The organism is Enterobacter cloacae complex sp. Mu1197 (assembly GCF_040059225.1).
Taxonomy (GTDB): domain Bacteria; phylum Pseudomonadota; class Gammaproteobacteria; order Enterobacterales; family Enterobacteriaceae; genus Enterobacter; species Enterobacter quasiroggenkampii.
The window spans coordinates 1,946,754-1,960,456 of the sequence record NZ_CP157375.1 but is presented as its reverse complement, the minus strand read 5'-3'; the positions used below and the strand labels follow the sequence as shown (position 1 = coordinate 1,960,456).

At 49.9% G+C, this 13,703-nt stretch carries 14 protein-coding genes; 4 read left to right on the top strand and 10 right to left on the bottom strand.

All coding sequences use genetic code 11. The annotated features are described in order from the left end of the window. Positions 1 to 6: 6 nt before the first annotated feature. The 3 genes from ABFV38_RS09285 to ABFV38_RS09275 form a co-directional block, all read right to left on the bottom strand. Positions 7 to 2,547, bottom strand: a complete 2,541-nt coding sequence (locus ABFV38_RS09285) for a fimbria/pilus outer membrane usher protein (protein ID WP_348959211.1) — start codon at positions 2,545 to 2,547, stop codon at positions 7 to 9. Between the two features lie 40 nt (positions 2,548 to 2,587). Then, complete coding sequence (locus tag ABFV38_RS09280) at positions 2,588 to 3,265, bottom strand: molecular chaperone (protein WP_045910296.1); 678 nt, start codon at positions 3,263 to 3,265, stop codon at positions 2,588 to 2,590. Positions 3,266 to 3,326: 61 nt separating this feature from the next. Then, positions 3,327 to 3,845 carry a fimbrial protein gene (locus tag ABFV38_RS09275; protein ID WP_045910295.1) on the bottom strand — a complete coding sequence of 173 codons (519 nt, stop codon included), beginning with the start codon at positions 3,843 to 3,845 and terminating at the stop codon, positions 3,327 to 3,329. A 408-nt stretch (positions 3,846 to 4,253) separates the two neighbouring features. Between ABFV38_RS09275 and ABFV38_RS09270 the strand changes: the two genes are divergently transcribed. After that, positions 4,254 to 4,916, top strand: coding sequence for a winged helix-turn-helix transcriptional regulator (locus ABFV38_RS09270; RefSeq protein ID WP_048027568.1), 663 nt, complete (start codon positions 4,254 to 4,256; stop codon positions 4,914 to 4,916). Positions 4,917 to 5,004: 88 nt separating this feature from the next. Beyond that, on the top strand, positions 5,005 to 5,643 hold the full coding sequence (locus tag ABFV38_RS09265) for a winged helix-turn-helix transcriptional regulator (protein ID WP_072061296.1): 639 nt from the start codon (positions 5,005 to 5,007) through the stop codon (positions 5,641 to 5,643). Here ABFV38_RS09265 and ABFV38_RS09260 read toward each other — a convergent pair. From ABFV38_RS09260 to ABFV38_RS09235, 6 genes are read right to left on the bottom strand one after another with little or no spacing between them, the layout of a single operon-like run. Next, entirely contained in the window at positions 5,608 to 6,300 is a 693-nt protein-coding gene (locus ABFV38_RS09260; protein WP_348959209.1) for a LuxR C-terminal-related transcriptional regulator, read from the bottom strand. The genes ABFV38_RS09265 and ABFV38_RS09260 overlap by 36 nt on opposite strands. Positions 6,301 to 6,341: 41 nt before the next feature. Continuing rightward, on the bottom strand, positions 6,342 to 6,854 hold the full coding sequence (locus tag ABFV38_RS09255) for a fimbrial protein (protein ID WP_348959207.1): 513 nt from the start codon (positions 6,852 to 6,854) through the stop codon (positions 6,342 to 6,344). A gap of 11 nt (positions 6,855 to 6,865) precedes the next feature. After that, on the bottom strand, positions 6,866 to 7,813 hold the full coding sequence (locus ABFV38_RS09250) for a fimbrial protein (protein WP_348959205.1): 948 nt from the start codon (positions 7,811 to 7,813) through the stop codon (positions 6,866 to 6,868). A 1-nt stretch (position 7,814) separates the two neighbouring features. Next, complete coding sequence (locus ABFV38_RS09245; RefSeq protein ID WP_348959203.1) at positions 7,815 to 10,352, bottom strand: fimbria/pilus outer membrane usher protein; 2,538 nt, start codon at positions 10,350 to 10,352, stop codon at positions 7,815 to 7,817. Positions 10,353 to 10,394: 42 nt separating this feature from the next. Further along, entirely contained in the window at positions 10,395 to 11,072 is a 678-nt protein-coding gene (locus ABFV38_RS09240; RefSeq protein ID WP_348959202.1) for a molecular chaperone, read from the bottom strand. Between the two features lie 57 nt (positions 11,073 to 11,129). Next, complete coding sequence (locus ABFV38_RS09235; RefSeq protein WP_048222693.1) at positions 11,130 to 11,660, bottom strand: fimbrial protein; 531 nt, start codon at positions 11,658 to 11,660, stop codon at positions 11,130 to 11,132. Positions 11,661 to 12,082: 422 nt separating this feature from the next. Between ABFV38_RS09235 and ABFV38_RS09230 the strand changes: the two genes are divergently transcribed. Both ABFV38_RS09230 and ABFV38_RS09225 read left to right on the top strand, forming a co-directional pair. Beyond that, positions 12,083 to 12,742, top strand: coding sequence for a winged helix-turn-helix transcriptional regulator (locus ABFV38_RS09230; RefSeq protein WP_048027559.1), 660 nt, complete (start codon positions 12,083 to 12,085; stop codon positions 12,740 to 12,742). 77 nt (positions 12,743 to 12,819) lie between these two features. Further along, positions 12,820 to 13,449: a helix-turn-helix domain-containing protein gene (locus ABFV38_RS09225; RefSeq protein ID WP_045910285.1), complete on the top strand. Its 630-nt coding sequence runs from the start codon at positions 12,820 to 12,822 to the stop codon at positions 13,447 to 13,449. Positions 13,450 to 13,499: 50 nt separating this feature from the next. On the opposite strand, the gene ABFV38_RS09220 is transcribed toward ABFV38_RS09225, so the two are convergent. Further along, positions 13,500 to 13,694, bottom strand: a complete 195-nt coding sequence (locus ABFV38_RS09220) for a YdiH family protein (RefSeq protein ID WP_003857766.1) — start codon at positions 13,692 to 13,694, stop codon at positions 13,500 to 13,502. Positions 13,695 to 13,703: the final 9 nt, after the last annotated feature.

Genomic DNA, 13,703 nt, shown 5'->3' with positions numbered 1-13,703 from the left:
TCTTTCCTATCGACAGACAGTACTGACAACCGCAATGTTATTTTTAACATCGGTAGGTTTTAAAATATATGAGGCTTTACACTGTTTATCACTACCCTCACCCCACTGAGCAATAAGGTCGACATTCTCGCCTAAGCCTGTGAGATAAACCTGTCCATTATCACCGACAATAAAGCCACTGTTTTTAATCCCATTGACGCTGACAATCGCCCCAAATGGAACAGGCTTTCCGTTACCACGCAATAACGTAAATAATGCACGTTGACCGACGTTGGCAGTGTATTCAGCGCGAACAACAGCCCCACGCGTTGGCACAACGGTTCGGGTCGTGAGATCCAGTTCTACATCATCGGACATACTTTCTGGATCGATTACAATATCGTTTTTACGGTAGACGTTGACGTTATTTACCGTTGTATATCCCCGATAGTCCGTTTTCGCGCCCGTTTGGTTTCGCACCGTCAGACCTTTCGCCCCCGGGACTTTTACCAGGACGTTCGTTTCACCCAGCGGTTGCGATAACGTCACGCCGTCAGCATGCGCGATGACGCCGCCCTGAATACCATAGTTCAGACGCTCATTGTTCTGGTCGTAGCTGTACCCTGCCGTCACCTCACCATAGGTACCCTTGTAATCACCGTTCACGTTGCCGCTGTATCCGACATTATTGCTGCCATACCCCTGTTGAACGTTCCAGTTCAGGGCATTGTTTTCCAGCGCGGTCCCGTTGATGCCAACTGTATGGGTCGTTCCGTTATTTTTACTGTTATTAACGCTGTAGTTTGCCCACGTCTGCGGCAGGAATTTATCCAGCGGCACGCTGATGTTAAACGCCACCATTCGGTCTTTGTCATAGCTCGTAGGGTTACCGTATGTTCCAGGGTTCCCGTTTCGCGTGGAGGTATAGGTTAAACCGTAGCTGATGCCGTTCCAGAAATTGTTATACCCCAGACTCCAGGACTCCATCGCTCGCCCGGAATTCCAGTAATCTTCACGGACAGCGCTCACCATGATCGAGCCTAACGAGCCGCCCAGAGACTGGTTCATCGTCAGCTCCATACGGTTACGACGCCGGTTCTGCAATGAACCCGTATCACCATAGGAATCAAGCACTTCCTGCATTCCGTAATAACCTTTTGTCGAATAGCGGTAGCCTGCAATAGCAAAGTTAGTGCCAGTTTCGACAAAGTTTTTACTGTAGCGGGCGCGCCAGGACTGGCCACTATCGCTCGGCAGATTTTGTGGGGTGGACCATGCCTGAATAACGTCGACAGAAACTGCGCCGAGATCCCCCATATTCTTACCCATACCGGCAGCGACCGACTGGTAGTGGCTCGACGTTTGACCACCGCCGTAAGCCGTTAAGCCATACGGTAAGCCATAGATGCCCGTAATTTGCGCAAACGGCGTCTTATCTACACTACTGTTGTAGGAACGATATTGCCCACCCGTGACGGCGTACTTGAATCGCCCTTCTCGCTGCAGTACAGGCAGTGACGCAAAGGGAACGGTAAACTGTTGAATGCTACCGTCGGCCTCTTTTATCGTGACCTGCAGATCGCCAGCTCCCCCTGTCGGATACATATCCGTAATCTCGAAGGCGCCAGGCGCAACGTAGGTCTGATAAATCTCATACCCATTCTGACGGACAATAACCTGCGCATTGGTACGCGCGATACCTCGGACGACGGGTGCGTACCCTTTGAGGGAGTCAGGTTGCATATCATCATCGGATGCCAGCTGCGCACCGCGGAACGGCATGCTGTCGAAAACATCAGCAGGCGCAGTGCTGTCCCCGAGCGTCATCTGCGCTTTTAGCGGTACGATCGCGCGCTGGGCGTAGGTATAAACGCTATCCCATTTGTCCTTGCCATCTTCATCTCGTGACCAGGTCGTGTAGTTGCGCAGACGCCATGGCCCGATGTTGATTCCCGGACGCAAATTAGCGTACTGCGTGTTGCTGGTATCACTGCTCCCGTTGCGCGAGCGGTTATTGGCCCCACTCAGGCTGTAGTTGAGCAGTGCAGCCGTGATTCCGTCATCCCACTGTTCCGGTGGAACGTATCCGCGGGCCTGACGAGAAATTGCCGCCTGAGGGATACTGATAAGCAGACGCTGCGCGCCAAACTGAAATTCAGTGGATCCGGAAGGTATCGCGTGCAGGTTCGCACAACGCTCGTTGTCCACTGCCAGCGCCGGGAACAGCTCGGTTTTTACGCCCCATTCTTTAAGCTGCTCCACGGTCAGACAAGGTTCTAATTTCCCCTCATCATTGGGAGCACCTGAGGTTTTGAATTCGATATCTCGCGTATCAACGAGTTCGTTATCCAGCATCACATCGACGTGATAGGTTCCCGGCGCCTGCGAGCCCGCTTCAAACGCAGCGAGATCGGCTTTACCCCCATTTTGCGGATTATCGAGTTCAACCAGGTCCGGGTTGAAGTAATCACGCGCCATGGTATTCTGCATTGAGCCAGCAAGGGCAAATGCAATTAATAAAGCCAATCGCGCAGGTTTAAAATTATTATATTCCCTTACTATCATCATTCACGTCACCTTGGAAACGACATTCCAAAACCAATTATTTTCACAAGCTTGCGCTTTGCACGTCACTCACCGCCCCATAATCATTAATGACTTTATAATTAATAGAGGTTGAGTTAGCGCCAGCAGGCAGCGTGAAATTCATTGATTCCCCAGGAAGTACATACGAAACATTTTCAATTTTTTTACCACCCAGACTGATTTCATTGAAGTTAATGACATAGCTGGTTGGGTTGGTAACCTGAAGTTGGTTTCCATTGCGGCGCCAGGTTAACTGATGACTCAACTCCTGCGGCTGCTGAGATTTTAATCCTGCCGGACGATAAATCAGCTTAATGCGCGTTTTGATCGCAATTTGCAGCGTATTATCTTTTTTGGGCGCTGACGGTATCGCTTTAATATTTAGCCAGTAAAGACTTTCCTTATCCTGTGGCAAGTTGCCGGTCACTACGACACGCTCAATATTTTGCTGGCCACCATCGAGTCGATACAACGGAGGGGTGATAATAAAAGGAGCTTTCTCAGCGCCACCATTTAATGTTTCAACCCACGACTGAATAAGGTACGGCGTCTTATCCGGGTTGTTAACATCAATGGAAGCTTCTTTTTTATTGCCATCATAGACGACACGCGTTCCGCCAATAATGACACCCGCATTGGCAAAGGACACGCTTGCTGAAATTACTGCGCAGGCAATTAAAGTTTTGCTAAGAAAATTCATTTTACACCTCGATAAAAAAGGGCCGTATACCGGCCCTCATATATGTTTCCGGTCAGGAAGATTACTGGTAGCTAACGGAGAAGTTCGCTACACCGTTTGCTGGACCTACGCCGACAGTTGCAGACGTTGCTTCGTACTGAGCAAAGAAGTCCAGTGTGTTTGGTACAGTTTCAGCCAGGCTGTATACGTGGCTGTTTACGCCCGCCAACGGCAGATCCTGGCTATCAGCCGTCATCAGGTTAATAGCAACGCCCGTTGCGCCACCGGTTACAGCCAGCAGGTTGGAGTTTGCTGGGTCCGCAGAACCGTCAAACTTGATAGTTGCACCTGTTACGGTTGCCGGGCAGTCGGTCAGAACGATAGAGAATTTAGTCGCAGCGGTTTTATCGCCAGCAGCGGTAAATTCAGATTTGCTGTAACGGCCCAGATCAACGGTCTGGTTTACAGAACCCGCGTCAACGGTGCACGCTGCATCGATGATTTCGCCGGTGAAATTAACGGTACCAGCAGCAGCGAAAGCATTAGACATGGTCAGAGCAGCAGTCGCAGCGAAAGCAGCAGCAATAATATTCTTTTTCATGAATTAATTTCCTTAATAACTTTATAAATTACCGAAATTTAGGCGGCAACATCCAGATGGATTTAGACCATTTATTTTTTGCGCCAGATATCTCATTTCCAACGTGCAGTAAGCAGAACGCAAAGATATTTATTCGATAACTTTGTTTTCATCCTCTCACTTGCTGAGGCGAAATTTACAGAAGTTTAATTTTCCCGACAAATGCTTTTTAGCCCAACCGTAGACTTTAATGTTAACATTTCCTTAACGCGAAAAAATTATTTTAAACGCCCCTCGCCAGATTATTAAATATTTGTTAATGGCCGGGTCCATTATGAAACCAACCTATTATTTATTTACACTCTTCGCGGTTAGATAATCCCTGACACATCTTTTTGACTGACTCAAAGAGCGTCTGGAGTGATTAATATGAATACTAAAATTTCAACGGGGGAATTTACTGAGGTTACACCTGCACATGCATTCAAGCCCGTGAGTGATATCGATAAAATGATTGAACAAATCGCTCCCTTTGCCACACGTTTTAATGCGAATAAAGGCGAAATCCTGCGCTATCATTCCGGTAAAAAAAGAACCTGCTATATACTTCATCAAGGCGGCGTCACGCTGAATCGTCGAGGCGATGGTATGGTGCTTAACTCTGAACAAGCGACTTTCATTATGGGGATCAGTAATCAGTTCTCTCAGACCGAAAACCTTTACGTCCGAGTGAATGAAAATGCTGTGATGAGTCGCCTTCCACTGGAACGATTCAATCTGCTTATCGAGAGTTTTGGACTGTGGGAAAGCTTATGTAAGTTAGTGATTTACACCGCTTCTCGCGTTTACGAGCATTGCACGTTGATATCGCAGATGTCCTCATATGAGATAATCCGGTTCCAGTTGCTTGAGCTGATGAACGAATCGGAGCGAATTCGCAGCAATATTACCGCAGCGAATTACATCCAAAGCAGAACCTACCTGTCTCGTAGCGGTATAATGCGGATTCTTGCAGATCTTCGGGATGCCGGATGCGTTGAGCTTAAACGCGGAATTTTGATTTCTATCAATCACTTACCGCTGAAATACTGAACAAAATTGGCGCCTCAGGAAGACTCAGCAGGATCCACGCTATACTGAATCCCATGACTACTGGAAGGTTTGACGGACAGGCGCACGTATGCTCGATGAGTTCTCCACAAAATGGGTATGTGATCCTTCATCAGCGACAAAATTGCTGATCGATTATCTTAAACACGGTTCAGATTTGAAAAAAGTGCTGCCACGCCGTCGATTAAATTTTGTGGTTGGCAATGAACGTCTCTGTTATGTATTACTCAAAGGACGCGTCATGATTCACCGCGGCAACGACGATTTAGCGATGGCAACGGTTCAAGGACCCGCGGTGATCGGCCTCAGTAATCTGCATCAGACCCAGATGCGCGGCTATATCAAAACGTTTAATAACTGTGACATCGTTACCCTCAAAACGGATTTTGTTAATGAGACAATTAAGAATCATAACCTTTGGGAGCCCCTGGCATATCATCTGATGGGCCTGGCAGGTAAGCTATTTCACAGTTATGAAGATTTAACGGGACCTTCCGCTTATGACATTGTAAGCGCACAACTTTATGCCCTCTCAAACGAAGAATCCTCATTCAGACTCAACGTTACTGCAGAAAGCTATATCAGAGATAAAACCCACCTCTCCCGTAGTGGCGTGATGCGCATACTGTCGGCATTAAAAGAAGGCGGCTATATCGAAATGCAAAGAGGAGTGTTACTCAATATTGTTAAGTTGCCTGATAGATTTTGATAGAAAGTTGCCTGGTCGTGCATCATTGTTTTCCAGCAATTCGCGAAGCAGGTTCGGCCGGCTCTTTTTCTCCATCAACCTTCTCAGCAATGCGATCATCTCGTAATCGTTTCGCAGATTAAATTTTTGCATCATCATATATTTGTGGGTAAAGACCGTTTTCTCGCTCATATCAAGCGCGTGAGCGGTCTGCATAACCGACAGTCCTCTGTAAAAATTCACCATAATACGAATTTGTTGCCGGGATAAACTTTTATGCTGGCAGTTGAAACAGTTCCTGTTAGTCCACGTGTAACCCGGTAGTCGCGTCCTGAACCACGCGATAAACAGTTCGCCACTGATACGATCAATCGATGCACGGCGAGGAAGTAAAATGATGTCCTGAAAGCAGGAGGGCAACGCCGAAACCGACTGCTCATCGTCGACGAACCCTATCACAATCCCTTTTTGCCGGGCCAGTAACTCGGGAAAACAGGTCAGTGTCTCACCCTGACATAATGACAGGATAATAATATCGGCCTGACTGACATTTTCATGGGTTAAGCCAGGTTTAAATGTGATAGTGCGATGAAAGTTATGCTTAAAAAAACTCTCTAAAAAATCCTGCAGCCCTGCCTGAAAAAACAGATCCGTTTCCTGAATCAGAATATTTAACATAGTTCATACCAACATCTTTAATAAACAGGTATCACTGACATTCAGTTGTACTGCATCGTCATCACGACAACGGCACTGATGCTTCCGGGCGTAGTACCGCCTGAAGCGGATTTTACCCAGGCCTGCATAGGCATTGTTGCAGTGCTGTCTGCCGCAATGGTCTTTGTGATGCTGGAGCCCGTCCCTTTAAGCGAGCCGGTTGCGGCGTCACTCATGGCGACGGCAACGCCGGTGGCCGAGCCGCTGTTCATGTAGTAGTCCGCGCCTGCTGCGGGATCAGGGGTTCCTGCGAACGTCACCGTGACGCTACGGGTTCCCAGCGGACAGCTTGTAAAGAGCAGATCGAACGCAACCGGGTCTGACGTGGACCCTGGCGTCACCATATTGGAAGCCTGAATATTGCCGAGGTTGATATCCAGATTCGTATTCCCCCCGTTAAATACGCAGGGCGACGCAACGATATTTCCCGTTACGCCGATATTGACCGCATCGGCGGAAAACGCCTTCCAGCTCAACAGGGCAAGCAGGAGAGTTTTTTTGTTCGATATTTTCATCTTCTCACCGGCTACTGGTAGGTTAAATTAAGCGTGGCCGAGGCGTTTGCCGTTCCCGACTGAACGGTCCCCAGCGTTTGATAATAACGGGCCGTTAATGGGAGTGTTTCGACCCCACCCGCGGACTGTTTTAATAGCAGGCGGCTGTTCATGGCTAGCGGAGTACCGTTATAGAGGAGCTGAACGCCCACCCCTTTTGCCGTTCCGGTATTACCCTGCCCCGTAAGGGCCATCACGCTGGTATTGCTGATATCCGGGTTTTGGATGCCGCTTAACGTGACGTTGATATTGGTCCCGGCGCTGCAGTTTAATCCGAGATTCTGCGTATTTTGCGCCCCTGCCGGCGACGTTCCCACGCCTGCGTTAAAGGAAGAGGCAGGTATATTTCCAATGGCGAAGGTCAACTGTGGCGTATTGATCGTGCACGCCAGGGCATTGATCGTTCCGTTGCTCAACTGCGTTATCAGACCATCGCGATAAATAGCGTCGCTGCCCTGAAGGGTTACCACACCGATTACGCCGGGCGTGAGCGCCCCTGAGGAAACCGGCCCGGTCACCACCAGTTCAATTTTTCCGCCATACCAGTCGACGTACGAGGTTTGTGCGTTATATGAGAAGGTATTGCTCGGGTTTTCGAAATAATTATTCGATGAAAATCGGATCCCAATCCCGCTGACGTTGGTGTTGTAAACATGATTCCCATAGGTACTGAGCGTGGCGCCGTTATAACGCATGCTAAAACCTAGCATTAATGGATTGCTGCAGCCGGTCAGATAGGATCCCGTGTTTGACGCTGCCCCGGAAAATATCACCGTTCCCACAGGCGCATCGCGCTGCACGGTGAGGGTACCTACCGACAGCGTAGACGTCTGCGGTACGATCGTCGTGCACGTCCCGGCGTGGGCATAATTCCAGCCCGCAAAAAAACAGAGCAACAGCATAAATTTCATCGTTTTCATCTTAAAGTTCCTGACGGCAAAGGGCGTTAATGAGGGTGACGCCACCGTAGGTGGCCTGTTTCGGCAGGGTGAAATCCACGCGACACTGCTGGGCGGACTGATTTCCCCATGCCACGATCAGTGTCCCCTGCTCGCTCATGCCGGTTAAATAGACCTGTCCTCGATCGCCAACGATAAAGCCACCGCGACCGTCTTCGGCGAGCGTCACCACCGCCCCAAACGGAACGAAGCGGCCGTTGTCCATCAGGGTCATCAGCACCTTGCGCCCCACTTTGGAAAGGTAATCAGCCCTGACGACCGCCCCTCGCGTCGGCGTGACCGTACGCGTATTGATCTCCAGCTCAACGTCGTCAGGCATATTTTCTGGATCGAGCGTGAGGTCGTTTTTACGGTACACGGAGAGATTGCTGACTACCGTAAAGCCCCGGTAGTCCGTTCGCATACCTGACTGGTTTCGAATATCCACCCCGTGGGCGCCGGGTGCCTTAATCAGGGCATTGGTTTCCCCCAGCGGCTGGGAAAAGGTGATACCGTCCGCGTGGGCCAGGATCCCCCCCTGCAGGCCGTAGTTCAGGCGCTCGCTGCTCCTGTCGTAGCCATAGCCCGCAGTCACTTCGCCGTAGGTACCTTTGTAGTCACCGTTCATGTTGCCGGTATAGTCGACGCCGTCCGTACCGTAGCCCTGCTGCACGTTCCAGTTCAGGGCATGGTTTTCCAGGGCCACGCCGTTCATACCCAGGTTGTGCGTGGTGCCATTATTCTTGCTGGCGTTCATGCCATAGTTTGCCCACGTCTGCGGGAGGAATTTATCCAACGGCACACTGACGTTAAATGCCAGAAGCTGGTCGTGGTCATACGTTTTGCTGCTCCCGCTACCATAAGAGGCTGTGCTAGCGTTTCTGCTGTATGTCCAGGTCACGCCATAACTGATGTTATGCCAGTAGTTGTTATACCCGACGCTCCACGACGCCATCGATTTATCCGAATTCCAGTAGTCTTCCCGCGCGGCGCTGAGGGTCAGAGAACCTAAATCCCCGCCCAGCGTCTGGCTCATGGTCAATTCGGCGCGGTTACGCCTCCTGTCCTGCAGCGCGGTACTGTCTCCCCAGGAATCCAGCACTTCCTGCATCCCGTAGTAGCCGCTGGTCGAATAGCGATACCCCGCAATCGAGAAGTTCGTTCCGGTATCGATAAAGTTCTTGCTATACCGCGCGCGCCAGGACTGCCCGCTGGTTTTTGCCGTGTTATCCGGTGTAGACCAGGCCTGGGTGACGTCGGTGGAGAGCGCACCAAAATCCCCCATGTTTGTTCCCCCCCCAACGGCGAACGACCGGTACTTGCCCGATCCCTGCACGCCACCGTATAGCGTCAGGCCATGCGGGAGACCATAAATACCTGTCAGTTGCCCGAAAGGCGTCTTTTCCACGCTGCTGTTGTAGGCGCGATACTGACCGCCCGTGATGGCATACTTCAGACGCCCTTCGCGCTGCAGCACCGGCAGTGAGGCGTAAGGCAGTGTGAAATGCTGTTCGCTTCCATCCGCCTCTTTGATTGTCACGTCAAGATCCCCGGCACCGCCCGTCGGATACATGTCGGTAATCTCAAACGCCCCCGGGGCGACGTAGCTCTGATAGATCTGATAGCCATTCTGGCGCACCACCACCTGCGCATTCGTGCGCGCAATACCGCGAACCACGGGCGCGTAGCCCTTCAGAGAATCCGGCAGCATGTCATCGTCGGATGCCAACTGACCGCCGCGAAAAGGCATACTGTCAAACACGTCAGCCGGGGAAGAGCTGTCGCCGAGTGTCAACTGCGCCTTCAGGGGAATAACAGCCCGCTGTGCATAGGTGTATACGGTGTCCCATTTATCCTGACCCGACGCCTCCCGGGACCAGGTTGTGTAGTTGCGCAGGCGCCACGGCCCAATGTTGATCCCCGGACGCAGGTTGGCATACTGGCTGTCAGTTCTGGCAGCCTCACCGGTTTTCGCCCAGGTATTGGCCCCGCTCAGGCTGTAATTGAGCATGGCGGCATTGATACCCTCGTCCCACATTTCCGGCGGCACATAGCCACGCGCCGGTATATCGATAGCGGCCTGCGGAATACTGATAACCAGACGCTGCGCGTTGAACTGGAAATCCGTCGAGGACAGCGGAATGGCCATAAGATCGGCACAGGTGCTTTTCGCTGAGGCCAGCTGAGGAAACAGCGCTGTCTTCACGCCCCACTGTTTTAATTGTTCAATGCTCAGGCACGGCTGTAATACGTCATTTCCGTCGGGCGTTTTCGCTGCGTCAAAGGTAATATCCCGGGTCTCAATGAGCCGATCGTCAAGAATAATATCAACATGGTACGTACCCGGCGCCTGAGAGCCTGCTTCAAACGCGGATAAATCGGCTTTCCCCATGCCTGGGTTATCCAGCTCAACCAGTTCAGTATTAAACGTTTCGCTGGCATAAAGCGTGGGAGAAGACCCCGTCATCGCCAGAGCGATGAGTGTCGCCAGGCGTCGTACTTTATGATGTTGTATTTTCATTGCGGATGACCTGAGTAATGCGGGTATTACCGTTTGCCAAAATCACAAACTGGCTTGATGCAACGCGCCGGGGCTTCCATAATCGTTGATAACGTTAAACGTCAGCGTATTTCCGCGGGTTCCATGAGATAACGGAAATCGGGCCGACGCGCCGGGTAATACATACGAAACATCGTCCAGTTTTTTTCCGCCCACGGATATTTCATTAAAATTGATGACATAGGGAGTCGGATTCATTACCTGAATTTCATTCCCGTTGCGTTGCCATGTTAATTTTCCGGCCTGATCTTCGGGCGTTGACGCGTGAAGACTTGCCGGGCGATAAATCAACTTGATACGCGTTTTAACTGCAATTTGCAGTGAATTAGCCTGTTTCGTTGCAGAAGGAATGGCTTTTATATTGAGCCAAAATAAACTTTCTTGTTCCTGAGGGAGTGACCCGGTCATGACAATGCGTTCGATATTTTTCTGGCCACCATCCAGTCGATAAAGCGGAGGCGTAATGATAAAAGGCGCTTTATCTGTTTTCCCCTCCGGCACGTCAATCCACGACTGAATTAAAAAGGGCACGCTATCGGCATTGTCCACGCTAATGGATGCTTCTTTTTTTGCACCGTCGAAAATAACGCGTGTGCCGCCAATAATGACGCCAGCATTGGCCATTGAAAATGTCAGCGGTAACGCTGCCGCGGCCAGGCCAATTGTTGTGATAAAACGCATTGAATACCTCATAAAACAAAGGGGCCGGGTGGCCCCATACTGATTACTGCAAAAGACTTAGTTATAAACCACAGAGAAGTTAGCAACCGAGTTAGCCGGGCCCGCGGTCACTGATGCCGCAGTTGAAATATACTGAGCATAGAAATTGAGCGTATTATCAGCGGTGCTGCTCAGCACATAGGAATAGCTGTTGCTACCATGCAGCGGCAGATCGGCCTTATCGGCCGTCATCAGGTTGATGGCCACGCCCGTTGCTGCTCCCACAACGGAGGAATCAATCGCCAGCAGGTTTCCGTCGGTTAAATCTGGCGTGCCGTCAAAACGCACCTTCGCGGAGGTAACGGTCACCGGGCAGTTTTTCAGTACGATATCGAACTGCGTCGCTGCGGTTCTGGAACCCGTTGTCGGAAATTCTGTTTTATAATAATCGCCGAGAACCACGACCTGATTCTGAGATGCCACATCTACATCGCAGGCATTATCCAAAATATTACCGTTAAAATTAATCGTACCTGCCGCCGCGAAAGCCTGAGTCATTGTCAATGCAGAGCCTGCCGTAAAGATGGCAACAATAATTTTCTTTTTCATAAAGCCATTTCCTGTATTACTTTATTTATTACTGATATTCAGGCAAAACAGACGTTCCTCATTCTGCCATTCTTTTTCAGAGGCCATCAGAAACAAAATATAGCTCTCATCGTGTCGAGCGTTTCAGATTTGTGTTTCTGTCGACGAGTCAAAATTTATACAACACTTTTCTACGAAACAATCTTTTTTCAGGTCTAGCTGTAGACTGGGGTTTAACAAATAATAAACATTTTGATTGCGTGTTTTATCGCCAGTCTACTTTTAGACCTTCACCGTTTAACGATAAAATTCATAGCGTTAAGATTCTCAACACCTCCGGTCTATTATTAGACTTTTGAGTGTTATTCCCTGCTTCGCAGCTTTTTAAGATAATTCTCCATGTCGATTGGAAAACGATCGCATCTGTTGACGTGAGGTATATTATGAACACGCGAATTGCAGCCGTATTAGACAATGAGAAATCGTTGGTGCTGGGATTAAAACCCTTAAGACACATAGAGCGTTTAATTGATAATGTCCTTCCTGGCGCAGAGAAGATCATTCTTTCGAAAAGTGAAGTCGTACAGTATTACCGAAATGACGAACGCCACTGTTTTATGCTGTTACACGGCAGCGTGGCGTTGCACCGCCGCGGCGACGGTATTGTGTTAAATTCGGAATCGGCTCCCTTTATACTGGGTGTCAGCAGTCAGTTTTCATCGGAACATCTTTACGTCAGGGCCCTGGAGACATCAGAACTCGCTTGCGTGTCGCTGGATGCGTTTAATAAAGTGGTTGCACAGCACGATCTCTGGGAACACTTTTCTAAATTGCTGATTTATACTGCATCGCGGGTGTACGAGCACTGCGCTCAAATTTCACAGATGTCCGCATACGATATCATCCGCTTTCAGCTGGTTGAATTAATGCAGGAACCTGAGACAATTAGACAAAACATCACCGCAGCGGCCTATATTAAGAGCCGTACCTATCTCTCCCGCAGCGGGATTATGCGGATTCTGGCAGAACTGCGTACGGGGAAATACATCACCATGGAACGTGGCGTGCTGATAGAAATTAACCATTTACCTCGGAAGTACTGAAATCACAATAATATCTGGAGATAGCGCGAGAGAAGAGCGAAACTATAAGCATAAGATTATCTTCCAGGTTTACGGCTATGTCCTATACAGATAAATCGTCTCGCGGCTCCCCTTACGCCCAGGAACTGATCGCGCATCTGGAGCCCTATTGCACCGTGCGTCGAACGGGCCGCGGCGAACGACTTAACCTAGAGGTTGACGGTCAGGGGATCTGTTATTTAATCCTTGAGGGAACGATTGCCATCTACCGCAGCAGCGATAACATGATGCTCTCGACCTCCCGCAGCCCTACCCTGTTTGGTCTGGCTAACCTGACAGACATCTATTTTAATGATTACCTCATCACGGTGAGCCCTTGCCTGATTGGCAGTATCCCTACTGAACAGGTAGCTGACATTATTAAAGAAAAAGGGCTATGGGGACTGCTCTCTCAACAGCTGATGTTTGTCTATAGCCGTCTTTATAACAACGTGATGCCGCAGGGCGCGCCCACGGCGTATGAGATGATTCGCCAGCAGCTCATAAAACTGATGGATGAAGATGAGAGCTATCGCGGCAGCGTGACGGCGGAAAGGTATATCAGGGAGAAAACCCAGCTCTCCCGCAGCGGCGTGATGCGCATTCTGGCGGATTTAAAAACCGGCGGATTTATCGAAATGGAAGAAGGCAGGCTTATTAAAATCAACAAGCTCCCCGCTAAATACTGAACGTCAGACACAAAAAAGGCCGCTCTTGCGGCCTTTTCAACATTACTCTCTCAATGGACGTGAACGCCCAACCGCCAGGCAAAGTAGATCTCTTCTTTCAGCTCATTCGAAGAGAGCGCCAGCAAATCTGTAAATTCCAGCTCAAGCTGTTTCAGCTTTTTCAGGTACTGCGCCGGGGACAGATTGCTCTTATCGCGACGTAAATATTCAATTGCCAGCTGTGTTGGGGTTATTTCAGTATCCATGATGTCCTC